Genomic DNA, 23851 nt, shown 5'->3' with positions numbered 1-23851 from the left:
GTAAAGCGTTCTTATTGAGCGCGGATGGCTTCAAGCAATTCAGTCGCACCAAGTTCAGCTGCATATGCGTCCTGAACTGGGATAACCATCTCAAGCAATTTGTCACGGCCAGCGAATTCTTGAACCATAACTTGACCCGCATCGATCATTTCTTGCATTTTCTCACCGTCTTGACGGCTTTCCAACTCACGACCAAATGCACCGGCGTCTGCGCCAGCTTTCAAAACAGCCGCTTGAAGATCAGCATCAAGCTTAGAGAATGTGCTTTCAGACATCACCAATGGGCGCACAGTGATCGCGTGGCGTGTCAAAGTGATGTTTGGCGCAACTTCGTAGAATTTGAGATTCTGGATAGAGGCCGCTTCGTTTTCAAAGCCAGCGATCACGCCCGTTTGGATCGCGTTGTACACTTCGTTGTACGCGATGGCTGATGGAGCCGCTGAGATCGCTGCGAATGTTTTCGCTTGGATCGGTGCGCCCATGACGCGCATCTTGTGGCCTGTCAGCTCTTCCATGTTGCCGATTGGTTTTGCAGACGCGAGGTTGCGAACGCCGCCACCTGCATAACCGATGACGCGGATGTTTGCTTTTTCAAGAAGCTCAGCTTCGAGTGGCGCCATAACGCCGCTGGACAGCGCTGTGTTCCAGTGCTCAAGGTCACGGAACAAGAATGGCATATCCATGAGTGGGATAGATGGTGCGAATGTCGCCATGTTGGACGGCGCCATTATTGCGTAGTCAATCGCAACACCTTGCTGCAAGAACGTTACGAAATCGCTTTCGTCGCCAAGCTCACCATTCAAGCTGACGTCAAAGGACACATCGCCATCATAGTTTACGCCAACAAGACGTTCGAATTCACGCAAGGTTTTTGTGTAGGCGTGCTCTTCGTCGAACAAGCTCGCGCCGCGCAAAGCTGTTTCGGCGGAAACTGACGTTGCCATAATAGCGGTCGCAGCAATGGCGCCGACGGCAAATGCCGCCGTTGATTTGAAATTAAACATGGTGTCCTCCCAGACGAAATCTGACTGCATCTGTCGTTGCAGACTAGTATACTTGATCAGTCTCACATATTGGTCACACAAGTTTCATTTTGTAAACAACTGTCAGTGTTGCTAGGTTTTTATTTCCGTTTGTAGCAATTAAATATTTGAAATTTAAATGTAATTTATATGGTATAGGTTTGTAAATCTTGCTGCGCTGTCATTTTGATATGTGTCGAGTATGGGAGGTTTACCTGAAGCTTCCTGCTTTTTGAGAAAACTTGATTCTTCAAAATCGGAAGCTTTCTCTGGGCTGGGTCGAAGTATTGAAAACGCGCAGTTGGTCACATTTTGGTTCAACTGATCTTGCTTAAATCGAAATAGTGAAATCCGTCATGGAATGTCTTTCCATCAAAGGTCGTCACTCGATTTCTGTTTTTACCCTTAGTGTAAGACACGTGTACCCAGCCGTATTCATGGCTGTCTGGATCAAACTTTTCAAGAATAACCTCATCGAAATCTGTGTTCTCAATAATCCACTTGGCTAGTTGATCGTTGCGAATGCCGCCCATCATAATATCTGCGGCCTGACCCAATAGATGTTGCGAGTTTACCAGCCCGCCGACCTCTGCGTTCAACTGAGGGCATCGATATCCGCTGGTAACAAACAGGGGCAGGTCAAAATGGGTGATCACAGGGTTCAACACGTTAAGGCAAAGCTGCCGCAAATTGTCGATCACATCTGCATCATGGGGCATGTTATGAATGCCGAGCTTTTGGGCCGTTTCGCTTTGACACAGCGTAAACAAGTCAAGGTACTCTGACAGCATGGGGTTGAATTGGTTGGATTTGTACATCTGATCCATGCGCCTAAGTGTTGAGTTTCAGTAAGTGTTCACAGCTTTTGGCGATAGGTCAATAAGGTCTTTAACAAGACGGGGTTCAGGATGGCCCTTTTGTTTTTGCTTTCAATGGGGCGATAAATATTGGACGTTGTGCCGGCTTTGGTCAAAGGCAATTTTCGGACAGGGATCGTCCGCTGATGACAATTCAGTCCGAAAGGTCAAACTATGAAGAACGCTCTATTTTTGCGTCTGTCATCTGAAGCTACCGGAAATTTGCGTGATCAAGTTTGCGAACTGATCAGCTCGGCCATCACACGTGATTTGTTTTCTGTGTCAGAGCCTTTGCCATCTTGCAGGAGCTTGTGCCAGTAGATCAAAGCGGCTTGATTGTCTCACAGATCCCGGAAAGGGTCGGCATGGTTTACACGACACCCAGTCACCAGTTCCCCACAACTGTCACAATGTCGCACAAACGGCGGTTGGAGTTGTGCGCCCGCGCGGAGGGGGATGACTTTTTGATTTACGAAGATGGTCGCCTCTGTGTTCAGCACCGATAGGGCACGCGCAGAGCAGATCGCACACATCCTAGGTCTTTACCCACTTTGTCATATCGTGAAGTGTCGGTACAGATCTTGGGCATTTGAGCCGAAAATCAAGTCTCTGGCTTGATCGTTTGGAATGAATGAGGATGCTATCGTGTGCCAGATATCATAGGTGGAGGCGAGGGTCAGGACAGGCCAGTCGCTTCCCCAGACCAATCGTTTTGGGCCGAAATTCTCAAACAAATGCGCAACGTAGGGCGCTACATGAGCCTCAGTCCAATCGGTGCCAGCTTCGGTCAAAAGGCCTGATAACTTGCAAAAAGCATGGCTGTCTTTGGCGATGGCCTCCATGTCGTTGGCCCAAGCCTTGAACTGAGCGTCTGCGATATTGGGTTTGGCTCCATGATCGATTACTGCGCGCAATTTTGGGTGGTAGGACAAAAGCGCACGCAGGTGCGGCAGGTGTCGCGGGAACACCAAGGCGTCAAAAGCCAAATCGCATTCGATCATAGCCTCAAACGCAGGCGTAAGCTCAGGTCGTAGCATCCAAGCGTCATCGGCGATGTCTTGGATCATCGGACGCAGGCCCACCAGTTTGGGGTGTTTGGCAAGCCGCTGGATCTCGTTTGACGCTGACGGGGCAGCAAAATCTGTCCAGCCCACGACGCCCAAAACGAATGGCGTATTTTCGGCGATCTTAAGCAAAAATTCTGTCTCGGCAACAGTTGGGGCCGCCTGCACTAAGATCGTGCCGTCGACGCCATTGCGGGACAAAAGCGGTATCAGATCATCTGGCATGAAGTCTCGATAAAGCGGAGCAAGTTCTGGTGTTAGCCAGTCATAGTCGCCGCGTGCCAGTTGCCAAAAATGTTGATGAGCATCGATAATCATTGGTCAATCACGCCTTTCTTGACGATGATATTGCCATACAAACGCGTTTCGCCAGTTTGGATAATTGCAAAGGCTGCTTTGGCGCGCGCGTAAAAGGCAAAGCGTTCCAGTTTGCCCAAGGTTGCAGGGTTATCTGCGGTTTGTGACATGATGGTTTGAAATTCTGCCACGATGGATGGGACGGCGTCAGGGTCGCCCACGACTTCCATCACCAAGGCTGGATCTGGCACATAGCTGTCCAAGGGCATCACAGTCAGTGTGGCTTGTAAAACCTCTGTTGCAGTCAAGCCATCAAGCCGGTGACAGCGTTCGCCCAATGCGGTCGCGGGAAAGTTGGCATCAACAATGACCAACTCGTCGCCGTGCCCCATGGCGCGCAGGCTCCACAATATATCAGGCGACAAAATAGCGGGAATATTACGAAGCATCGGGGAATTCCTCAGGAATGGGTGCGTCTTGCCGGATTAAATCTTGAGCTTTCAGGTCTGTCCACAGCGCGCCTGGGATGGGTGTTTCAAAAATTTTGACATTTTGGCGCACCTCATCGGGGTTGGATGCGCCCGGGATAACAGATTTCACCGCGCTATGACCCAAGGGAAACTGAAGCGCCGCCGCGATCAAAGGCGTAGCATGGGCGGCACAGACGTCTTCGAGTTTGCGCACGCGTTGTAATATGTCTTTAGATGCGGGCGCGTAATCGTATCGCGCACCTTCAATAGCGCCTGTTGCGAGTATACCAGAATTATAAGGCCCACCCAAAATGATCCCAACGTCGCGCTTGAGGCACATCGGCAGGAACGTATCGAGCGGATCTTGTTCCAATAGCGTATACCGGCCCGCAAGTAAAAAACCGTCAAAATCGGCCTCATTCAACAAGCGTTCGCAGATCTGCCAAGTGTTCACGCCCGCACCAATAGCGGCAATACGGCCAGCGTCACGCAATTCGGTGAGAGCACGGTAGCCGCCTTGGTCAAACAGTTCACGCAGCTTGTCTTCAACGCCCGCTTCGCCATGAGTGCCCGCGTCGATGTCGTGTAGAAACAACATGTCGAAAACCTCGATGCCAAGGCGCAAAGTACTGTCTTCAACACTGCGCATGATACCGTCATAGGTATAGTCGAATACGATGCGTTTTTGTGGAACATCGACAAAAGCTTCGGGAGTGACGTCTTCGGGCACACAGTCTTCTAAAACCCGACCTGCCTTTGTCGATAAAGTCAGTGCGCTGCGATCAAATCGTTTGAGGGCCGGCGCAAACCGCAATTCGGATCGCCCCAATCCATATTGGGGGGCTGTGTCAAAATATCGAATGCCTGCGTCCCATGCCGCATCCAATGTTGCCTGCGCATCGCTGTCTTCGATTTTGCGATACAAATTTCCAAGCGGCGCTCCACCAAACCCCAATTGCGTCAAGTTCACCGGTATGCGAGTGCGATGATTGAGTGGATTTATTTTCGTCAGTTTCATGGCTCTATCTTTTCAATTTGGGCAGAAAAATTCGGCGTGTTGCCGTTCATTGGACGCAATGCGCGTGATCAACTGGCAAAGATGGCGCGAGATTGCGGATCGCGCGGCGTCTGCGTCACTCGCTTTTCTTACATCGAGAGCAGATTGGTGCTTTTTGAACGTTTCTGCGTGACGGTCATGCTCTGGCAATATTAACATTCTTGCGCGGTGCAGGTGAAAGGATATTTGCTCGGCGGCGCTGGCGACTTTAGACAATCCGGTTAAAGCCAAAATCAAGGCGTGAAGGACAAAGTTGGCCACAAGGAATCTCTGGAAACCTTCGTCTTTAACCTTAAGGTTTTGTGGTCGTGGAGTGCGCGCCAGATTAGCTAGTCGTTCGTCGGTACGATTAAGTATGATTTTGGCGACCTCGATGGCTTTTCGCAGCACGGATCCAGTTTCGAGCGATGCCATCAGGGTTTTGTCACGCAGCACTGTATAGACCGGCTGAACCAAAGGGTCATCCAGACTGTTGCTGTCGAAAGTGATGCTGTGCCGGTCATTTTTGCCTCCTCCATACTGACATGTTAGTTGACAGGTGATTCAAGTCAAGCTAGAACTACAGCACCAAACACCACGCCGCTCAAGCCAGAGGTACTATGTTAATGACCCAGCCATCCCGTATGCTAACTCTTCATCCGCAAGATAATGTCGCGGTTGCGTTGGCTGATATTGCCGCTGGCGAGGTTGATGCGTCTACAGGCGTGAAGGCGCTGCAGGTCGTGAAGCAGGGGCATAAGATTGCCATCGCGCCGATCAGTGCAGGGCAAAACGTGTTGCGCTATGGTCAAACAATCGGTCAAGCGACGACAGATATCGCCGCAGGTGAACATGTGCATGTTCAAAACCTCGGTATGGGCGAGCACACCAATGATTATGCTCACGCGAGCGAGGCCAAAACTCTTGAGCCAATCACAGAGCAGCGGACCTTTAATGGCTATCATCGCGCCGACGGCAGTGTTGGCACACGCAACTACCTTGGTATTTTGACCTCAGTGAACTGCTCAGGCTCTGTCGCGAAATTCATTGCTGAAGCGGCTGAAAAATCTGGCTTACTGGATGACTTTCCAAACATCGATGGCATCGTGCCAATCACGCATGGGACGGGCTGTGGTATGTCTGGCGAGAACGAAGGCTACGCCACTTTGTTCCGCACGCTGTCAGGATATGCGCAGCATCCGAATTTTGGCGGTATACTTTTGATCGGGCTTGGGTGTGAAGTGATGCAAGTCTCTGCGCTTGTTGGTGGACGTCCAATCCGTGCTGATGGCGCATTGCGTTACATGACGATCCAGCACGAGGGCGGCACACGTAAAACAATCGAAAAAGGTCTAGCTGAAATTCGAAGCCTAGCTGCGTTGGCTAACACGGCAACGCGCGAGCCAGCGCCGATATCTCATCTGATGGTTGGGATGCAATGTGGTGGCTCTGACGGGTATTCTGGTATCACAGCCAACCCTGCGCTGGGCGTGGCATCCGATCTGTTGGTGCGTCACGGCGGTACCACGATCTTGTCTGAGACATCGGAAATTTATGGCGCTGAACATCTGTTGACCCGTCGCGCTGAAACGGTCGAGGTCGGTGAAAAACTGATCGAGCGCGTGCGCTGGTGGGAAGATTATACTGCGCGAAATCACGGCGAAATGGACAACAATCCAAGCCCCGGCAATAAACGCGGTGGCCTGACCACGATCTTGGAAAAATCCCTAGGTGCCGTCGCGAAAAGCGGTAGTGCGCCGCTGACGGATGTGTATCTGTTTGGCGAAAAGATCGACAAAAAAGGCTTTGTTTTTATGGACAGTCCAGGCTTTGATCCCTGTTCCGTAACGGGACAAATTGCCTCTGGCGCGAATTTGATTGTGTTTACGACAGGACGCGGGTCGGTGTCAGGCTATATGCCGACACCATGTATTAAAATCGCTACAAATTCCGAAATGTATGCACGCATGTCCGACGACATGGACATCAATTGCGGCGATATCGTCAGCGATGGGGCCACCTTGAACGACAAAGGCCGCGACATTTTCGAAACATTCATTCGCATCGCGTCTGGCGAACTGACGAAAAGTGAGGAGCTTGGCTTTGGTGGAGTTGAGTTCGTGCCATGGCAAATTGGCGCGGTGATGTGATCATGGGGAATGATATGACACTTTTGAACAAAACAATTCTTATAACGGCTGCTGGCCAAGGGATCGGTGCTGCCAGTGCGCGCGCCTGTGCTGCTGCTGGGGCGCATGTGATCGCAACGGATATAAGCGGCGATCTTCTGGCCACTTTGTCAGACGTCAGCGGTATCGAAACCCGCGTGTTGGATGTGACGGATGTCGCCGCAATCGATGCTCTTGCGGCAGAGCTGCCCGATCTAGATGGCTTGTTCAACTGTGCGGGCATCGTGCACCACGGTTCAGTTTTAGAACTTGATGACGCGGCGTGGGAGTTTTCAGTTAATCTGAATGTCACATCTATGGTCCGTATGTGTCGCGCTTTCGTGCCCGGTCTTTTGCGCCGCGCAGATAGCGAAGGCACCGCGTCTATTTTGAACATGGCCTCTATGGCGTCATCTGAAAAAGGCTTTATCGACCGCACAGCATATGGCGCCACCAAAGCCGCTGTCATCGGTTTGACCAAAGCGATTGCCGCAGATTTTGTGGCTCAGAACTTGCGCTGTAATGCGCTGTGCCCCGGCACTGTTGATACGCCCGCACTGCAAGGCCGCATCGCTGCCGCTTCTGATCCTGTACAGGCTGAAAAAGATTTTATCGCACGTCAGCCCATGGGCCGCTTGTCCACAGTAGACGATCTGACCCCGACTATCGTGCATCTTTTGTCGGACAACAGCAGCTTCATGACAGGACAATCCGTCTTGGTCGACGGTGGTTGCACGATCTAGCACTGCAACCACAGGTTTGGGAGGGCCAAAAAATATGACATATCTGGTCGAGATGAAGGGGATTGAAAAACGCTTTCCAGGCGTTCATGCGCTCAAGGCAGTGCAATTCGATCTTAAGCCTGGCGAAGTCCACGCCCTTATGGGGGAAAATGGTGCGGGTAAATCGACCCTGATGAAAATCATGTCCGGCATCTATGTGCCCGATGGCGGCGAGATGTTTGTTGACGGTAAATCTGTTTCCCCCGACAGCCCGCGTGCCGCGCAAGACCTTGGTATCGGCATCATCCACCAAGAGCTCAGCTTGATGAATGATCTGACTGCCGCGCAAAACGTGCTGATTGGGCGCGAACCGCGTCGCAGTTTTGGGCGCTTGGATGAGCCTGCGTTGAATGCCAAAACAGCAGATATTTTTGCTTCGCTCAATTTGGCGATGGACCCGCGCACGAAGGTCGGCACCCAGACGATTGCACGTCAACAATTGATAGAAATCGCCAAGGCACTGTCCTATAATCCGCGTGTTTTGATTATGGACGAGCCGACGGCTGCGTTGAACGACACTGAAATTTCCGAGCTGTTCAAGGTTATCGACAAGCTCAAGGCCGACGGTGTTGGCATCGTGTACATCAGCCACCGTATGGACGAAATCAAACGCATTGCAGACCGAGTCACGATCCTGCGCGATGGGGCCTATATTGATACCGTAGAGGCAGCAGAGACCCCACTCAAGACAATCATCCAGTTGATGGTCGGTCGTGAAGTCACACAAAACGCGCCTGATATTCCTGATACATCGCAAAATCCCGTCGCTTTGGATGTGCGCAACTTGTCGCGTGGCAAAGAGGTGCGCGATGTCAGTTTTAATCTCCGCAAAGGTGAGATTCTGGGCTTTGCTGGCTTGATGGGGGCAGGGCGTACAGAAGTCGCTCGGATCATCTTTGGCGCGGATCCGCGTGCCGGTGGCGAAATTTTCGTTGCAGGTCAGCTGGTTGATATTCGCACACCCCATGCCGCTGTTGAGGCTGGGATCGGATACCTATCTGAAGATCGCAAGCACTTTGGTCTGGCCGTCGATATGACCGTACGTGCCAACGTGGCGATGGCAAATCTTACACAATTCACCAACCGCGCAGGCGTTTTGGATGAGGGCGCGATGAAAGATGTCGCGGTTGATTACATTGAAAAACTGGGCATTCGTACACCGTCTGACATGCAAGACGTGCGATTGCTTTCTGGAGGGAACCAGCAAAAAGTCGTGATCGCCAAATGGCTGTTGCGTGACTGTGATGTGCTCATTTTTGACGAGCCAACACGCGGAATAGACATCGGCGCAAAATCAGAAATTTACGCTTTGCTTGAAGATCTCGCGGCTCAGGGCCGTGCGATCATCGTGATCTCGTCCGAGTTGCCTGAAGTCATGCGTCTCAGCCACCGCATCGCGGTGATGTGCGAAGGGCGGCTGACAGGCATTTTGCCGGGCGGCGCAGGCACCACACAAGAACAGATTATGGAATTGGCCACGCAACGCGATAGCGCGTTGAGTGCATTGGAGGACCTATAATGACAACGACAGCAGTTGATGCCCCTAAATCGACCCTTTCAAAGATCATTGCGGCAGGCACGCACCAGCGCGTTTTGGCTTTCGCCAGCTTGATCGTGCTGTTGATCGGCTTCTCAATCGCCTCCCCTAACTTTATGCAGACCTCTAATATGCTCGCCATTTTGCAGGCCACGTCTGTGAACGGTGTTTTGGCGATTGCGGTCACTTTGGTGATTATCACTGGCGGTATCGATTTGTCGGTTGGGACGATGATGACTTTTTGTGCTGTGATCACCGGCGTTGTGCTGACCTATGCAGGCCTACCGCTGCCCCTGGGCGTGCTCGCTGCGATCCTGACTGGCGCGCTGTGTGGGGCATGTTCTGGTAGCTTTGTGGCCAAAATGGCGATTCCGCCGTTCATCGCCACCCTTGGCATGATGTTGATCCTCAAAGGTCTAAGCCTTGTGATTTCTGGCACGCGTCCGATCTATTTCAACGACACGCCGGGTTTCAGCGAAATTTCTCGTGGTTCATTGATCGGTGAGGTTCTTCCAAGCCTACCAATTCCCAATGGTGTGTTGATCTTGTTCATTGTTGCAGGCGTCACCGCCTACATTTTGAACCGCACTGTGCTGGGTCGCTACTGCTTTGCACTTGGGTCGAATGAGGAATCTGTGCGTCTGTCTGGTGTGAACACGGACCGTTGGAAAATCGCGATCTATGCGCTTGCGGGATCTATCGTAGGCATCGCTGGCTTGCTGATTGCCTCACGTCTGAACTCGGCACAACCTGCGTTGGGTCTCGGATACGAACTTGAAGCCATTGCAGCGGTTGTCATCGGTGGCACGTCGCTTTCGGGTGGGCGCGGCTCTATTCTTGGCTCGCTCATTGGCGCGTTGATTATGGCTGTGTTGACCAATGGTCTGCGCGTCTTGTCCGTGGCTCAAGAATGGCAAACCGTCGTAACCGGCGCGATCATCATTCTGGCCGTCTACGCCGATATGATGCGCCGCAAGAACGCCAACTAAAGACTAAAATTTCGTCGTCCGGGAGGAGATCCGGGCTGCACAAACGACAACTTAGGAGGAACCATCATGTTGTCACGTCGTACCCTCGTCGCCGCACTGAGTGCGTCCATTGCAATCGCATCTGCGCCAGCCGCATTTGCTCAGGATGAACTTTACATCCCACTCATTTCAAAAGGCTTTCAGCACCAGTTCTGGCAAGCTGTGAAATCTGGCGCTGATCAAGCTGCTGAAGAATTCGGTGTTCGCATCACATTCGAAGGCCCAGACAATGAAACTATGGTTGATCGTCAGATCGACATGTTGGCTGCTGCTTTGGCAAACAACCCTGCTGCAATCGGTTTTGCAGCCCTCGATAGCCAAGCCGCAATTCCACTTTTGCGCAAAGCTGCTGAAGCTGGCATCCCCGTCATCGCGTTTGACAGTGGTGTAGACAGCGACATCCCTGCATCCACTGCGACAACAGACAACGTAGCTGCTGCTGCTTTGGCTGCTGACAAAATGGCTGAATTCCTTGGTGGGACTGGTAAAGTTGCCGTTGTGGCGCACGATCAAACAAGCCGTACAGGTATTGACCGTCGTGATGGCTTCTTGAACCAAATCGAATCTCACTACCCTAACATTGAAGTTGTCAGCGTTCAGTACGGCGCAGGCGATCAGTTGCAATCTACAGAAGTTGCTAAAGCGATCTTGATTGCGAATCCTGATCTTGCAGGCATGTTCGGAACCAACGAAGGCTCAGCGATTGGTATCGTGAACGCAGCTCGCGAAATGGGCACCGAAGGCGTGACCATCATCGGCTACGATTCTGGTAAGGCACAAACTGATGCGATCCGTGCAGGCCTGATGGCTGGTGCGATCACACAGAACCCAGTTGGCATTGGTTATGAAACTGTGAAAGCCGCTCTTGCAGCTTACAACGGTGAAACGCTTCCTGCGATCATCGACACTGGTTTCTACTACTACGATCAGTCCAACATCGATAACGCCGAAATTCAGGCTGTTCTTTACGATTGATTTTATCATCGTCGTAGCCCCTCAACTGGGGGCTGCGATACCCACCTTTCTTAAAAGTCCGAGGACCACATGAAACTATTGCGCTACGGCCCCAAGGGTCAAGAAAAGCCCGGTTGCCTTGATGCAGATGGACGGGTCCGTGACTTGTCGGATCACGTAACAGATATTGCGGGTGAGACCCTGCTGCCCGAAACTATTGCACGTCTAAAAGCCCTAGATATTGATAGCCTGCCGATTGTTGATGGCACACCGCAGGACGGTTTACGTCTCGGATCATGTGTTGGTCAAACGGGCAAGTTCGTGTGCATCGGTTTAAACTACGCCGATCACGCTGCCGAAAGCGGTCTAGACGTTCCACCAGAACCGGTTATTTTCAACAAGTGGACATCCGCGATCGTTGGTCCAAATGATGATGTGCTTATTCCGCGTGGGTCGAAAAAGACCGATTGGGAAGTAGAGCTTGGTATCGTGATTGGCAAAGGCGGTAGCTACATCGACGAGGCCAATGCGCTGGATCACGTCGCAGGGTTCTGTGTCATTAATGATGTGTCTGAACGTGAATATCAAATCGAGCGCGCTGGTACTTGGGACAAAGGCAAAGGGTGTGACACCTTCGGTCCGACCGGTCCTTGGCTGGTGACGCCAGACGAGGTTGGCGATTTTGATGCGCTTGGGCTTTGGCTTGAGGTTGATGGCGTGCGTTACCAAAATGGGTCAACGTCGACGATGGTCTACAAAGTTCCACACCTCATTGCTTACTGCTCGCAGTTCATGAGCTTGCAGCCAGGCGATGTCATCTCCACTGGGACACCTCCAGGTGTTGGCATGGGCTTGACGCCGCCGAAATACCTGTCTGGCGGTGAAACGCTTCGCCTTGGCATTGATAAACTTGGTGTTCAAACACAGCGCGTTAAACACGCGTAATCAGTGTCTTTGCGAACGGTGGGTGGGCTGATCGGCGGGAGGCTGGTCGGCCTGCCTGAGCCGCAGCGGCTTGACCAAAACCCAGTCGCGCTGCGTCTATGCTTTAAGGCGTATCGATAAATTGCAGTGGCGCATCTGACGGATTTTTCAGTTGATTGAGCAGAAACTCACCCATTGTTTTGCCGACTTTTTGAATGTCTTCAAAAACAAGATCCACGCCGTCATCGATTTGGTGGATCAGTTCTGAGTTGCGTTTGACCACGGCTTCAAAGTCCTTTGATCGCGACAAACCACATTCCCGAAAGGCGCTGAAGCTTGCAGCTGGCTAGAACCTGATGTGTACTTCGATGGATTGGTTAAAAGTACCCGGCGCGTGAACGCATCTGTTCGACAGCTTGCGCCATGCCCACAATCTGGTGGCGGCATGGCGCAGAAACTTCAATCACAAGCGCCCACATTCAAGCCTCACTGGCCTGATTCCAGCGGAATATGCCAACCGGTCAAAGCGGGACCAAAGCCTGAACAGAGATAGCCAAAATTAGCCGTCTCTTTGGGGAGTAGGTTAAGAGCACTAGTTTGCAGTTAAAATAATTCGACATCACTGCACGACGACACTTTTGGAACGGTTTCTTCGATGCGGGCGTCTTCCACTAGCTTCTGACGCGCTCGCCCACTTGCAGGGTTGAATTCCACGCGTCTTGCTTGCGATCCGCCTAAACTCTGAGCATCACATGGAATGTTTTCGAGCTTCAAATATTTTAGAACAAATTCGCCATTGCGGTCTCCGGCATCTGTAAGGCCACGGTACATTTCCGCGCCCCCAAAGACCTTGGCTCGAAGGCGATTTTTTTGAGCGCCAGAGCGTGTCAATGTGTTGATCAACAGTTCCATGGCGTTGGCGCCAAACGAACTGAAAGCTCCATCTGAGTTTTTGGGTCCGTCCGGTAGCAGAAAATGGTTCATTCCGCCAATTTTTGCAACGGGGTCCCATATGCATGCAGCAATACAAGACCCGAGAATAGTGGAAATGGTCACTTCGGGTGAACTATCTACAGCAAATTCCCCTTGTGAAATATATATTGATTTTCCTTGTGAAGTTTTTTGTGAAGCATTTGTCATATGGCAGCCGCTCGGACTGGAACTTCTGCTAAATCAAGCATTTCATCACCGAACTTGTCGATATCTACCCATTTTTCAATTCCTCCCAATTGCCCGGCTACTTTTGGCATGCCAAAGACGACGCAAGTCTCTTTCGATTGCCCCAAAGTCTTAGCTCCGTTAGCTCTTAACTCTCGCATACCTTCAGCTCCATCACTTCCCATACCTGTCAAGATTCCAGCAACAATCTGAGGTGCTGCATGAACTGCGGACAGCATCATAGAATCGACAGACGGACGGTGACCGGAAACTGGAGGCCCCTTTAGTAAAGTGACGTGGAATTCAGGTTTAGTAGAAACATTCAAATGAAAATCTCCACCGGGGGCAATCATGATATTTCCTGGTAGAAGTTTTTGCCCGTCTTCTGCCAACGACACTCTGGGAGCAACTACATGGTTTAGTCTCGTGGCAAAACTGACCAGAAACGGCTCGGGCATGTGTTGTGTCACTAGTGTCGGTGGGCAGTTCTCGGGAAACCTTAGTAAGACACGTTCCAAGGCATCAACCGCTCCAGTCGATCCGCCAAGCAGACAAATTCTCTTGAAATTTCTAAGTTGGCTACCAGCGGGCGTGAGTTGTCTCGAGGGGCGTACACCGACTCTGGCTTGAGCCGCCAATACAATCGAGTCGGCCAGTTTCGAGAAAGTATCCCGCTGCTGACCAAGCCTTGGTTTTTCAATACATTCAATGGCCCCAAGAGAAAGCGCCTCTACGGCAATTGCACTACCCTTTTTTGTCAAAGTACTAACCATCACAACAGGCATTGGCCTATGCCGCATCAACCTTTCCAAAAATTCCAAACCGCTCATGTTAGGCATTTCGACATCAAGCGAAATTACGTCTGGCTTATATGTGTTGACTGCATCTCGCGCTTCGCGTGCGGTTCCGGCTTCTGCCACGACTAATATTCTCGAGTCTCTTTCAAGAATAGAGCGGATCAGACGCCTCATCGTGGGAGAGTCATCGACTATAAGTACACGATATTGGTTCACATGACATTCCTGTATTGTTTGTCTTTAGTTGTTTTTAGCCAAGCTTCAAGTTGGTCTAGAAGTCCTCCCAATCATCGCTGATGAGGTTTTCTGCAGAGTGAACTGGTGTATTGACAATGCGTTTAGTGCTCGCCTTCGTATGAACTTCGGGTTCGGTGACGTCCTGAACCGTAGGTGCAAAGTCTGCCGTCACAACACAGGATGGTTTGTGTGTTTCAGCGGAGCTGATTGAAAACCGCGATGTCGTAACATTCAAATTCTCTGCTTCTCTTGTGAGAGCATGACTCGCGGCCGTGGTTTCCTCAAACATAGCTGCATTTTGTTGGGTGACTTGGTCGAGCTGATTTACCGCAGCGTTGATCTCCGCCAATCCGCTTGACTGTTCTCGAGATGAATCTGCAATTTCAGAAACGTTGTTTGCAATTTCGGATACTGAACTAACAATACCTTTCAGAGCATCTCCTGTTTCACCCACCAGACCAACACCACGTTTCACCAATGCGCCTGACTTTGAGATGAGATCATTGATCTCACGCGCTGCTTCAGAAGACCTTTGTGCAAGAGCGCGAACTTCTGAGGCGACAACGGCAAACCCTCTGCCGGCTTCGCCAGCCCGCGCCGCTTCGACGCCAGCATTAAGAGCAAGGAGGTTTGTTTGGAATGCAATATCGTCAATTACTGAGGTGATTTTTGATATTTGATTCGAAGAAGTCTCAATTTCGCTCATCGCTTCAACGGCTTCTTGTACCACCACACCGGACGCTTCAGCGTTAGCTTTGGCTGAGGCTACCATGTTGCTCGCTTGATTTGCGCCTTCGGCAGCTGAGCTAACGGATGATGTAAGTTGATCTAGTGCGGTGGCAGTTTCTTCCAGAGTCGCAGCTTGCTGTTCGGTGCGGCGAGACAGATCATCCGCCGCATTGGAAATTTCACTAGCTTCTCCACGGATCATAGTGGCATTTTCAACAACGCTGCTCATCGCGTCCAATAGGTTTGTCATCGCGAGGTTGAAATCATTGCGGAGTGTTTCGTAGTCTTGAGCAAATGGCTCCGAAATCGTGCTTGTCAGATCACCTTCAGCAAGGCGTTTCAAACCGACTCTTAGCCCCTCGACGACTGTATCTTGCTCGGCTTTCATTTTTTCTTGATCGAACTGAGCATTGCTGAGCGCTCTATCGCTCTCTGTGATGTCGTTACCTAGTAAAATAATACGAAATGGTTTGCCGTTGGAGTCTTTGACAGGACAGAATGTGCCGTCCAGTACTGAGGTGTCGCCGTCCTTTGATGCTAGATTGAAACGCCCGTAAATACTCTCGCCATCAAGTAATCGCTCCCATACCGGTCCATATTTGCTTGCTTTTGCAGGAACAAACTTGAACAGATCATCATGTTTGAGTCCTACGAAGTCTGTTGCGTCAATCCCAGCCATCCGTACAAAGCTTTTGTTCGCGCAGATCAGATTGCCAGACAAATCAAATTCGGCCTTTGCTTGATTGGCGTCTAAAGCGGCAATGATTGCGGCGCTGGTTCGGAATTCAGTAACATCTTTCCACTCCAACACGCAGCCAATTTGCTGACCCTCGAGGTCAATGACAGAGTTAATGTCCAGTGAGAAGTAGATCTCGCCAACTTTGATATCCGTGGCGTAAGGCATCATTGTGGGGTCTGATAAAATTCTGCGATTGTGTTCAGGTGACTTGTGAAAGATATCGATATTTTTACCAACGATGTCTTTGGAATCAAAGTCAGGGAAAATTCCGCGGAAGGTTTGCTCGTGGTCTCCCATAAGAGTAAGCGCCGCTGTGTTCATATAAGTAATGTTGAAATCTTGATCAATCATCATCAAGGCGGCGGAAGATCCTTCAAAAGCAGCGCCCTTAAACAAGCCGTCGCTCGTTGCTTGCTCTGCTCGACTTAATGCGTTTCGGAACTCATCGAGAGCGTTGGCTATACCACCAATTTCATCGCCACGATCGGTGCCTGGAACATCGCCAGTGTAATCGCCTGCGGATACCTTACGCATAGACTGTTCTACACGAGTCAAAGGATTGGAGATAGCACGGGAAATTAGATAAGTGATAACGGCTGCGGCGAAAATCATTATTAAACCATCGCGTAGCATTTCGTTGCGCAAGCGGTTGGCTGGGAGCAGAATTTCACCGACGGTTTGTTCTACAACAAGTCCCCAACGGACACCGTGAAAATCAATCGGGCGATAGGCGGCGAGGTGTTCGTGAGCTTGCCCAATTTCGGCAGTTACCTCAATTTCACGCAGTAAACCTGTTTCACCTGCGAGCGCTTTGCTGGCAGCTTGGTTTTCTACGGTTTGAAGCAACACAGTATTGTCTTGCGCGTGGATCAAATTGCTTTTCAATTTCATGTCAGAGCCAACAAGATACGCTTCGCCTGTTTCACCAAGACCAGTGCTGCGTTGCATGATCGTATCAATCTTGGATGAAGGCATTTGGAACGCAATTATTCCTTTGGTCGTGCCGCGGCGGTCTATGATTGGTGAGCTGATGAAAGATGCGGGCACGCCATGAGAGGGCGCATAAGCTTGAAGATCTTGAAAGACAATTTTTGTTCCGTCACTCGCCGCCGGATCAGTTGATGCTGCCAAAACGGTTTGTACCGCGGCGCCCAAACCTGTGTCTTTGAATTGGCCGTCGACAAAGTTCGTGGCAAAATCGCGTTCTTTGAACACAGAGTAGATTAGGTCGCCGTCCAAGTTGAAAATAAAGACGTCATAATAGCCTTTTTCATCAACGAGTTTGCGAAAATAGGAGTGATACAGCTTGTGGACTCGGCTGTAGCCTGAACCATCTTCAGCAAAGTCTAAGAAGTGCTTTTCACCTTCGATGTTTGGGTTTTTGTCGATGTATGCGTCTTGAAGGTAGGTCAATTGATCACCGCCGAGGGCGCGCCATGATTCGCCAAACCCGCGTGTGGCAGAAAGAACCGTCGGACTACTCGCTTGGCCACGAATATCGATGTCGACACCCTCTAACCATGACTGAAGCTCTATTTGGCGTGCTTCTACGATGGTTGAGAGCTGCTCCTCGGCTTCTACCAGGAGTGCCCGAGATGCGTGGGTGTAAGAAATAAACCCCGATGTGCAAATTGCCAAAGCCGTTAAGCCAATCATGACAATAGGCAGCTTTTGTGCCAATTTGATCTTCTTAAAAACGTTCATCATTCTCTCCTCATCGCGTAGGATAATTGTCCAAAGAGGTCCATTGCGAGTTGCAGTACTGTCCGGACGCGATTGTCCGCATGCTTTGAGAAATGCCCTGAAGGCGTGAAGATTCGTTTAAGTCATATCCGATAAATCGAAATTTTCTGAGTTTGACGGTTTCAGAATTGTAGATAGCTACACGCTTGGACTGCGCTTTCGGTAGAACGCGTAGTTGGGGTCGTTTGGGTTTCAGAATTCCGGCAAATGAGCGTGTAGGTTAGCCATGCGAAGACTAAAGTGTGTTTTAAAATTTCAACCAATATTCCAGAATTAATAAAGGTAGGGGGTCTTTTTGCGTTCTCTCGTTTTTGAGCAGTGAGCGACGCAGAAAATTTTCGTCGTTCGCTGTATTTGAGAAAAGCGACCAAGCGTCGACACTTTGATAGAAAAAGAGTTCCCAGCTTGAAATAATTACAAGACCCTGCGCGGCCTCGCCGTTTAGAAATTGGGTGCAAACAGGGGGGCCATTTATCAGGCCTGCTGCACCAAACGCCGCGTGAGACGGATTGTCAAAGACCGTAATTTTATATGTGGCACGACCTGTTCTTTGTAGGGCTGTGCGTTCAAAGGTTTGATCAAGAGAATACAAAGCAGGCAACAGGTTGCCAAATACACATCCAGTTCTTGCTATTGTTTGTTTTGGTCCATAAGATTGCATCTTAAGATGCGCCAAGAGGAGCCATCTTAAGATGCGCCAAGAGGAGCCAGAGACGTCTGTTGAGGTCTACTCCTTCGGAATCTATGTTCTGCGACTATGTCGGCTGATTGCGAGCAGGTTTAAATGACTCCTGCGTCACTGACTAAAGCGATTCGGCCTTTGACTACACGTATTCTTCAATCGCAACATTGCCCGTCTTCTTTTGTGCTCGACGCGTTCTGCAATTTTTGTCGCATTCAATCGAATGGCTCAGAATTGCGCAGCGTGATGGTTTTTTCGAAATGAAGATTCCTGAGCCTCAATCCGTCCCGTGCCAACGGAAGAAAATGTGTGGTTTTGTAAAAAAGTGGAGACGTGAGTTTCAAGATATCCACCCCAATTAGAGACCATTCCCGTGATGGCAAAAGGATACTTTACCATGAGTTATGAGACCAAACGCCCTCCCATTGCGGTCATCTTGGCCGCAAATACAGGATTTGGACTGAGCCTAAACACGGAAGCAGGTGCCAAAAGTTTGTTATCTGTTGGCGGCACCGTTATTTTGGAGCGTGTAATTCGAAATTGTCTAAGCTGCGGCATTTCTCAATTTGTATTGGTGCTGGGGCACAAAGCAGACGACATCAAGAAATTCGTAGATAAAACGTTTCGCGGTATTCGTGTCACATATGTACTCAATGAACGCTACAATACGACAAACACTGGCTATTCGTTGATGTTGGCCGCACCGGCTATTGGTATGGCCGATTTTATTAAGCTCGACGCGAATGTTGTGTTTGATACAAAAATTCTACGCCGGCTCATGGACAGCTACCAGCCCAACGCATTGTGCATTGATCGCAACATCATGCCCGCCGGAGATGGGGTGAAAGTCACGATCGATGAAGACATGCACGTAACTCACATAGGTGGTGTTTTGAATTCTGAGAATGCGGTCGGCGGCTTGATCGGGATCGAAAAGATCAGTTCAAAAACGGGCAAGATATTATTTTCCGAACTTGAAAAGATGTTGGACGACCCCAGTCATATCCAAGATCATTGTGATGCGGCTTATGGGATCTTGATAGACAAGGGCACTGATTTCTATGCGCTTGATATTACTGGTTTGGATTGGACGGAAGTCGACAACGAAGAAGATTTCGCTACGGCAAATGCACTGTTTACAAGGCCTTTTATGACGATGTCGCGTGGCCAACAAAAGGCATTGGATGATGCGAAAGATCGAGGCGTAACCCCTATATAGAACACTCTTTTTTCGCAGTGACTTTAGGGTCGCTATGAGACGCTGCAGCCAGCTTGTGTCGGTGTGATACAGGCGCGCTGCACATTGGAAGGACAAACTATGGCTAAGGGCAACAATGCCAATCGAGGTAATAAAGCGACCAAGAAACCGAAAGCCGAAAAAGCAAAAGTGTTGGCCGCGGCCAACTCGGGCGCGGGCAAACCGCTGATTTCGATAGGTGGAAAAAAGGTTAAATAGGGTCTTTTGGCTGGCAGGAGACTTTTACATCTGCGGCCAGCCAAGGCCTTTAGGCTTATGTCCGTCTAGCAGAACGGATTTACACTATTTGAGCCCTTTGCTGGCGATATATACCGCGAGATCAAGAATGATTTGACCGCGTGCAAGCGCCACGGCTTGAGGGCCGCCTGAGGTGTCGAACGGCACAACAAGATCAAATAAGCCTGAACGCTCGCGTCGCTCATCTGTGACGCCAACGAAATATTGTCCCGTGGCGCGAAATTGTCCTTCGGCTTGAGCAACAAGACTTTCGAAACGAACTTCTAAGCGGGCGTCAGGGAAGGCCTCAAACGGCCAAGGTTCAGAAGCGACGCGGGCGCTTGAAAGTTTTGCAAGGTTGCGTGCCAGCTCCAGCGCAACGGAACGTTCTGGGCTATCTGCCCAAAGCGCTGAGCCGCTTGGGATCAGTTTTCCATTGGCATCTTGAACAACGATTTCATCGGCTGCGGCATATGTTGGCAACGAGACATCGCGGACCTCAACAGAACCAAATCCGATACGCACCTTTTCTGTCACATTAGGAGGCGTCACGGCATAGCGATCTGGAGTTGTGCCACAAGAGGCGAGGACAAGGGTGATCCCAACAAGGGCAGCTTTAAAAAAGGTCATCGTTATCGTCCTCGAATGAGTGAGCTTGGATTGCGTTCTAGCATGCGTGCCAACGACGTCATAGCGTCTGCCGCCTGCGAAATGTCGCGCAATGCGGTTTGTGCATCGCGGCTGATTACGTCGCCTTTATTGTACCCTTCAATGGTGGTGCTGGCTTGTGTCAAAACGCGCTGGATACGTCCCACCAATGTGGGCAAGTCTTGGGTTGCAACCGCAACGGCATCGGCGGCCTTGCGGGTGGATTCAAGTGTTTCGTTAATGCTGGTTACAGCTCCACCTTTGCGAAGTTCCGCCAAGGTCGCATTGATTTCATTTAATGCGGTGCCGAGGTCTGCTGGCAACCTTTTTGCAGCCTCGGTGCCAAGAATTTGATCGGCAGATGATGTAAGTGCCGTCAGTTGTGTTGTCAGATCAGCAAGCGGCAAGCTTTCCGCTTTTGCTGCAACGGCTTGAAGCTGCGTGATGAGTGCAGGCACACCTTCCACGGACGTGTTCACGCCGTCTGCGGCCTTGGCAGCGGCGTCGAGAGCTGAGACCAGTTTGGACGCCATCTGTCCCTCTTCTAGTTGGGTCAAAAGGATCTCGAAACGGCTGATAGTTGCATTCAAAGCGATTGGGATGTTTTGTAGATCTGGAGAGCCGACAATGCCGCGAACGTCGCTCAAGAGTGCACGTAAATCTTGTGGCGTTTCAAGCAGATCTTCATCCGAAATCAAGGCTTCTGAACTGTTCAGCAACCTGATTGCGCTGAACATTAACGCTTCTATCGGCAGGTTGTTGATCCGATTGACCACGCCTTCGACTGTGGCCGTGGCGTCGGAAATTTGGCTGTCGGTTGTTGGAATGATCGGAACAATGCCGGGGCCCGATTCGACTGCATAGGGCTGTGCATCTTCAACTTGAACCAGTTCGATTTTGAGCCCCGCAGACAAAAGCCCGGAGGAGGCAAGGCGCGCGCGCAGTCCTTCGTTGATGCGTCCAGTCAGAAACTTTAATGCGCCTTCAGGGGTTACGTTTTGTTGCAATCCTAGACGGGCAGGTTGGATGGATAAAACTGCATTCAACAAAACGCGGCGCGCACCAGACGCATCTTGACCGACAACGCCTGAAACGCTGCGCACTTTGCCGATACGCAGTCCGTTGAGTTCAACAGGGGCATCGACGGCCAATCCCGATACGCTTTCATCAAAAACAACACGCATTTCCAGCACTTCAACTTCTGAGGCATTGAAAAGGCTGTTTCGAGCCGCAGTTTCATCTTCGTAGACATCAAACTCAGCATCTGTGCGCACGATGCCGTTCTCCGACACAAATGTATCGAAGGTCAGCCCGCCGCCGATCAAAGTGGCGACTGATGAAAAGTCGATCTCGGCACCACCTGGGCCAACGGAAAAGGTAAATCCAGAGGTGTCCCAGAACCGTGTCGACGGCGAAATTAGTCGACTGTGCGGATGATAGATAATCGCTTTGGCAGTGGCGAAATTGCCTTGTTCGGAAATGGTTGCGGTTCCGACCCGACCAACTTCGATACCACGAAAAGTGATCGAACTGTCGTCGGTGATAGAACCGCCAGCTGTCGTGCGTAGAGTGATCTCTAAGCCTTCTTTACCGTGGCGCGACAAGGGCGCGTCGGATAATCCGGTAAAATGATCTTGCGCGCCAACGATATCACTGTCCCACGAGCCTTCGATGTATACGCCGCTCAAAACTGTATCCAGCCCCGTGACGCCGCGTGCGCTGAGCTCGGGGTGCACAACCCAAAATGCGGCCTCACTATCAACATACGGGGCCACGTCTTTTTCAAGTCGCACCAAGGCGACCACCGTTTCTAAGCCTGAGGAGAATTTGACGTCTTCAACAACGCCAACAGCGATATCACGATACCGCAGTTCCGTTTCGCGTTTGGCAATGCCTGCGCCGTTTTCAAACTCGATAGAAATAAGTGGCCCGCGGTCGTTATAGGATTTCCATGCCACGCCAAGGGCAATCACCAAGGCCAGCATCGGAACGATCCAGACGATGGAAAGTCGGCTCAGTAACGATCCGCGCGCAGGCTCGATGTTGACGGTTGTGGGAGTGTCAGTCATGTTCAATCGTTCCTTGGCGCTCTTGGGGCGTGTCCCAAATCATTTTGGTATCGAAGGCTTGCGCCGAAAGCATGGTGAAAATCACAGATAGGGCAAAAAACAGACTTGCCATACCAGGATTGACTGCTGCTAGAGTGTTCAATTGCACCAGCGAAGACATAATCGCAACGACGAAGATGTCGACCATCGACCATCGACCGACGGCTTCCACGACTTCAAACAAGAGCTGTCTTTGGTGATTAGACATCGACGATCGTTTGGTGACGGAGATTGCTAGAAAAGCGATGGCAATAAATTTACTAAGTGGAATGACCACACTTGCGATCAAAATGATCAGCGCAATACCAACAGCGCCGTGATGGACAAGTTCGATCGCACCGCCGACGATGGTGTCTTGTTGCACCTGCAATAGTGTACGGGTTTGCAGCATCGGGTACATATTCGCGGGAATGTAACACATAAGGCCTGCCAACCATAGCGCCCAAACCCGTTGCAAGCTTTTGTGGTTGCTGGGTCGTATAGATGCACCGCAACGCCCACAGACCTTGGTGCCCCGTGGCCAAGCACGGGTACAACGTGTGCACGCAATTACATTGATGTCTTTTGCGCTTAAGATAACTTGGGTGTCTCCAGAGAGTCCCATATTGACCACCTACAAATCAAATTGTCTTGTATCACAACCAAAACCACAAGCACGGCAAACATCCAAAATGCTGGGCCGAACGTGACATCTGCAAGGTCGCTTATTTTGATCAAAGCGACAGCGCATCCGAGCGCGAATATTTCTACCATAGACCATGGCCTGAGCGCCTCTGAAAGACGAAACGCCTGCATCGCGCCATGTGCGGGTGCTCGGCTTAATACCATCGGCAATAACACGTAGATCGCCAATGTAACGCGCACAAACGGGACTACGACAATCAATGCGGCAGTTGTCAATGACAAGGCCACCAAGGGGCCGTCGCTAAAGGCCAAAGCTGCATCCAACAAGGACGCTGAGTTGCTCGCACCCGCGGCATTGATCGTCAAAAATGGGAAAAACGTTGCAGCCACGATCAAGATCGCGATGGCCAAAGACAATGCAATCACCTGTATGCCTGCTTCGCGCATGTTTCGAATGAGCACGGTGTGGCATCGCGCGCAGGTCGCGCGTTCGCCCGTCTTGGGGCGTGCCAAGACATAGGCAGCATCGCATTGCGGGCAAACCAAAAAGTGTTCGGGGGCAAGTGTCTGCACATCGTTCATGGGGGTACTGTATCGGTGTTGTGATAAGCATACCATAGCTGTTGAATGGCTCTGTCGCGTTTCCGATCCAAGTGCGCAATAGGTGGATGGCCCGTAGACTGAGCGCTTAGAGGGTGCGATTACCCAATTCTTTTTAGCGTTGAAATCGACTATACTAATAAGTGCGTAATTCTCGGCGAATTCTGTCAAAT

23 protein-coding genes and 1 pseudogene are annotated in these 23851 nt (G+C 50.8%); 9 read left to right on the top strand and 15 right to left on the bottom strand.

Annotated features, from left to right (window positions below):
- Positions 1–11 precede the first annotated feature (11 nt).
- The 6 genes from WNY38_RS04945 to WNY38_RS04920 all read right to left on the bottom strand — a co-directional run bounded on the left by WNY38_RS04945 (position 12) and on the right by WNY38_RS04920 (position 5223).
- Positions 12–1004, bottom strand: a complete 993-nt coding sequence (locus WNY38_RS04945) for a TRAP transporter substrate-binding protein (protein WP_342856225.1) — start codon at positions 1002–1004, stop codon at positions 12–14.
- A gap of 335 nt (positions 1005–1339) precedes the next feature.
- A complete protein-coding gene (locus WNY38_RS04940) occupies positions 1340–1840 on the bottom strand; it encodes a D-Ala-D-Ala carboxypeptidase family metallohydrolase (protein ID WP_342856224.1) in 501 nt (166 codons plus the stop codon).
- A gap of 593 nt (positions 1841–2433) precedes the next feature.
- Positions 2434–3261 (bottom strand): amidohydrolase family protein, encoded by an 828-nt coding sequence (locus WNY38_RS04935; RefSeq protein WP_342856223.1) that lies wholly within the window; start codon positions 3259–3261, stop codon positions 2434–2436.
- Positions 3258–3689 carry an RbsD/FucU domain-containing protein gene (locus WNY38_RS04930; RefSeq protein WP_342856222.1) on the bottom strand — a complete coding sequence of 144 codons (432 nt, stop codon included), beginning with the start codon at positions 3687–3689 and terminating at the stop codon, positions 3258–3260. The genes WNY38_RS04935 and WNY38_RS04930 overlap by 4 nt, the downstream gene beginning before the upstream one ends.
- Positions 3679–4728, bottom strand: coding sequence for an aldo/keto reductase (locus WNY38_RS04925; RefSeq protein ID WP_342856221.1), 1050 nt, complete (start codon positions 4726–4728; stop codon positions 3679–3681). The genes WNY38_RS04930 and WNY38_RS04925 overlap by 11 nt, the downstream gene beginning before the upstream one ends.
- Before the next feature lie 12 nt (positions 4729–4740).
- Positions 4741–5223 (bottom strand): FCD domain-containing protein, encoded by a 483-nt coding sequence (locus tag WNY38_RS04920; protein ID WP_342856220.1) that lies wholly within the window; start codon positions 5221–5223, stop codon positions 4741–4743.
- A gap of 149 nt (positions 5224–5372) precedes the next feature.
- Between WNY38_RS04920 and WNY38_RS04915 the strand changes: the two genes are divergently transcribed.
- The 6 genes from WNY38_RS04915 (at position 5373) to WNY38_RS04890 (ending at position 12160) form a co-directional block, all read left to right on the top strand.
- Positions 5373–6896, top strand: coding sequence for an altronate dehydratase family protein (locus WNY38_RS04915; protein ID WP_342856219.1), 1524 nt, complete (start codon positions 5373–5375; stop codon positions 6894–6896).
- 14 nt (positions 6897–6910) lie between these two features.
- A complete protein-coding gene (locus WNY38_RS04910; protein WP_342856360.1) occupies positions 6911–7657 on the top strand; it encodes an SDR family oxidoreductase in 747 nt (248 codons plus the stop codon).
- Between the two features lie 34 nt (positions 7658–7691).
- The gene (locus WNY38_RS04905) at positions 7692–9215 is read left to right on the top strand and encodes a sugar ABC transporter ATP-binding protein (RefSeq protein WP_342856218.1); all 1524 of its coding nucleotides are present in this window, start codon (positions 7692–7694) and stop codon (positions 9213–9215) included.
- Complete coding sequence (locus tag WNY38_RS04900; RefSeq protein WP_342856217.1) at positions 9215–10222, top strand: ABC transporter permease; 1008 nt, start codon at positions 9215–9217, stop codon at positions 10220–10222. The genes WNY38_RS04905 and WNY38_RS04900 overlap by 1 nt, the downstream gene beginning before the upstream one ends.
- 66 nt (positions 10223–10288) lie before the next feature.
- Entirely contained in the window at positions 10289–11236 is a 948-nt protein-coding gene (locus WNY38_RS04895; protein WP_342856216.1) for an ABC transporter substrate-binding protein, read from the top strand.
- A 69-nt stretch (positions 11237–11305) separates the two neighbouring features.
- Entirely contained in the window at positions 11306–12160 is an 855-nt protein-coding gene (locus WNY38_RS04890; RefSeq protein WP_342856215.1) for a fumarylacetoacetate hydrolase family protein, read from the top strand.
- A gap of 103 nt (positions 12161–12263) precedes the next feature.
- Here WNY38_RS04890 and WNY38_RS04885 read toward each other — a convergent pair whose 3' ends face one another.
- On the bottom strand, positions 12264–12449 hold the full coding sequence (locus tag WNY38_RS04885; protein WP_342856214.1) for a hypothetical protein: 186 nt from the start codon (positions 12447–12449) through the stop codon (positions 12264–12266).
- Between the two features lie 91 nt (positions 12450–12540).
- On the opposite strand from WNY38_RS04885, the pseudogene WNY38_RS04880 reads away from it, so the two are divergent.
- Positions 12541–12702: pseudogene (locus WNY38_RS04880) on the top strand (integrase core domain-containing protein); the annotation flags it as partial.
- Positions 12703–12742: 40 nt separating this feature from the next.
- On the opposite strand, the gene WNY38_RS04875 reads toward WNY38_RS04880, so the two are convergent.
- From WNY38_RS04875 to WNY38_RS04860, 4 genes are all read right to left on the bottom strand, one after another.
- Complete coding sequence (locus WNY38_RS04875) at positions 12743–13279, bottom strand: chemotaxis protein CheD (protein ID WP_342856213.1); 537 nt, start codon at positions 13277–13279, stop codon at positions 12743–12745.
- Positions 13276–14310 carry a chemotaxis response regulator protein-glutamate methylesterase gene (locus tag WNY38_RS04870; RefSeq protein WP_342856212.1) on the bottom strand — a complete coding sequence of 345 codons (1035 nt, stop codon included), beginning with the start codon at positions 14308–14310 and terminating at the stop codon, positions 13276–13278. The genes WNY38_RS04875 and WNY38_RS04870 overlap by 4 nt, the downstream gene beginning before the upstream one ends.
- Before the next feature lie 55 nt (positions 14311–14365).
- Positions 14366–17506 carry a methyl-accepting chemotaxis protein gene (locus WNY38_RS04865; RefSeq protein ID WP_342856211.1) on the bottom strand — a complete coding sequence of 1047 codons (3141 nt, stop codon included), beginning with the start codon at positions 17504–17506 and terminating at the stop codon, positions 14366–14368.
- 283 nt (positions 17507–17789) lie between these two features.
- Complete coding sequence (locus WNY38_RS04860) at positions 17790–18218, bottom strand: hypothetical protein (RefSeq protein ID WP_342856210.1); 429 nt, start codon at positions 18216–18218, stop codon at positions 17790–17792.
- A 403-nt stretch (positions 18219–18621) separates the two neighbouring features.
- On the opposite strand from WNY38_RS04860, the gene WNY38_RS04855 reads away from it, so the two are divergent.
- Entirely contained in the window at positions 18622–19443 is an 822-nt protein-coding gene (locus WNY38_RS04855; RefSeq protein WP_342856209.1) for a phosphocholine cytidylyltransferase family protein, read from the top strand.
- A 99-nt stretch (positions 19444–19542) separates the two neighbouring features.
- Complete coding sequence (locus WNY38_RS04850; RefSeq protein ID WP_342856208.1) at positions 19543–19680, top strand: hypothetical protein; 138 nt, start codon at positions 19543–19545, stop codon at positions 19678–19680.
- Positions 19681–19764: 84 nt separating this feature from the next.
- Here the strand turns inward: WNY38_RS04850 and WNY38_RS04845 are convergent, their stop codons facing one another.
- From WNY38_RS04845 to WNY38_RS04830, 4 genes are read right to left on the bottom strand one after another with little or no spacing between them, the layout of a single operon-like run.
- Positions 19765–20328, bottom strand: a complete 564-nt coding sequence (locus WNY38_RS04845; protein WP_342856207.1) for an ABC-type transport auxiliary lipoprotein family protein — start codon at positions 20326–20328, stop codon at positions 19765–19767.
- A 2-nt stretch (positions 20329–20330) separates the two neighbouring features.
- The gene (locus WNY38_RS04840) at positions 20331–22415 is read right to left on the bottom strand and encodes an MlaD family protein (RefSeq protein WP_342856206.1); all 2085 of its coding nucleotides are present in this window, start codon (positions 22413–22415) and stop codon (positions 20331–20333) included.
- Positions 22408–23058, bottom strand: a complete 651-nt coding sequence (locus WNY38_RS04835) for a paraquat-inducible protein A (RefSeq protein ID WP_342856205.1) — start codon at positions 23056–23058, stop codon at positions 22408–22410. Before WNY38_RS04835 ends, WNY38_RS04840 begins: the two co-directional genes overlap by 8 nt.
- The gene (locus tag WNY38_RS04830) at positions 23025–23660 is read right to left on the bottom strand and encodes a paraquat-inducible protein A (RefSeq protein WP_342856204.1); all 636 of its coding nucleotides are present in this window, start codon (positions 23658–23660) and stop codon (positions 23025–23027) included. The genes WNY38_RS04835 and WNY38_RS04830 overlap by 34 nt, the downstream gene beginning before the upstream one ends.
- Between the last annotated feature and the right edge of the window lie 191 nt (positions 23661–23851).

The sequence above is a fragment of the Pacificibacter sp. AS14 genome (genome assembly GCF_038899935.1).
Taxonomy (GTDB): Bacteria; Pseudomonadota; Alphaproteobacteria; order Rhodobacterales; family Rhodobacteraceae; genus Celeribacter.
This window is presented reverse-complemented; position numbering and strand designations above follow the sequence as displayed.

Coding starts and splice junctions, on each gene's coding strand:
- WNY38_RS04890 (WP_342856215.1), top strand. CDS start 11,306: ATGAAACTATTGCGCTACGGCCCCAAGGGTCAAGAAAAGCCCGGTTGC.
- WNY38_RS04835 (WP_342856205.1), bottom strand. CDS start 23,058: ATGGGACTCTCTGGAGACACCCAAGTTATCTTAAGCGCAAAAGACATC.
- WNY38_RS04935 (WP_342856223.1), bottom strand. CDS start 3,261: ATGATTATCGATGCTCATCAACATTTTTGGCAACTGGCACGCGGCGAC.
- WNY38_RS04865 (WP_342856211.1), bottom strand. CDS start 17,506: ATGATGAACGTTTTTAAGAAGATCAAATTGGCACAAAAGCTGCCTATT.
- WNY38_RS04945 (WP_342856225.1), bottom strand. CDS start 1,004: ATGTTTAATTTCAAATCAACGGCGGCATTTGCCGTCGGCGCCATTGCT.
- WNY38_RS04875 (WP_342856213.1), bottom strand. CDS start 13,279: ATGACAAATGCTTCACAAAAAACTTCACAAGGAAAATCAATATATATT.
- WNY38_RS04900 (WP_342856217.1), top strand. CDS start 9,215: ATGACAACGACAGCAGTTGATGCCCCTAAATCGACCCTTTCAAAGATC.
- WNY38_RS04915 (WP_342856219.1), top strand. CDS start 5,373: ATGACCCAGCCATCCCGTATGCTAACTCTTCATCCGCAAGATAATGTC.
- WNY38_RS04925 (WP_342856221.1), bottom strand. CDS start 4,728: ATGAAACTGACGAAAATAAATCCACTCAATCATCGCACTCGCATACCG.
- WNY38_RS04840 (WP_342856206.1), bottom strand. CDS start 22,415: ATGACTGACACTCCCACAACCGTCAACATCGAGCCTGCGCGCGGATCG.
- WNY38_RS04930 (WP_342856222.1), bottom strand. CDS start 3,689: ATGCTTCGTAATATTCCCGCTATTTTGTCGCCTGATATATTGTGGAGC.
- WNY38_RS04855 (WP_342856209.1), top strand. CDS start 18,622: ATGAGTTATGAGACCAAACGCCCTCCCATTGCGGTCATCTTGGCCGCA.
- WNY38_RS04895 (WP_342856216.1), top strand. CDS start 10,289: ATGTTGTCACGTCGTACCCTCGTCGCCGCACTGAGTGCGTCCATTGCA.
- WNY38_RS04905 (WP_342856218.1), top strand. CDS start 7,692: ATGACATATCTGGTCGAGATGAAGGGGATTGAAAAACGCTTTCCAGGC.
- WNY38_RS04830 (WP_342856204.1), bottom strand. CDS start 23,660: ATGAACGATGTGCAGACACTTGCCCCCGAACACTTTTTGGTTTGCCCG.
- WNY38_RS04910 (WP_342856360.1), top strand. CDS start 6,911: ATGACACTTTTGAACAAAACAATTCTTATAACGGCTGCTGGCCAAGGG.
- WNY38_RS04850 (WP_342856208.1), top strand. CDS start 19,543: ATGGCTAAGGGCAACAATGCCAATCGAGGTAATAAAGCGACCAAGAAA.
- WNY38_RS04845 (WP_342856207.1), bottom strand. CDS start 20,328: ATGACCTTTTTTAAAGCTGCCCTTGTTGGGATCACCCTTGTCCTCGCC.
- WNY38_RS04940 (WP_342856224.1), bottom strand. CDS start 1,840: ATGTACAAATCCAACCAATTCAACCCCATGCTGTCAGAGTACCTTGAC.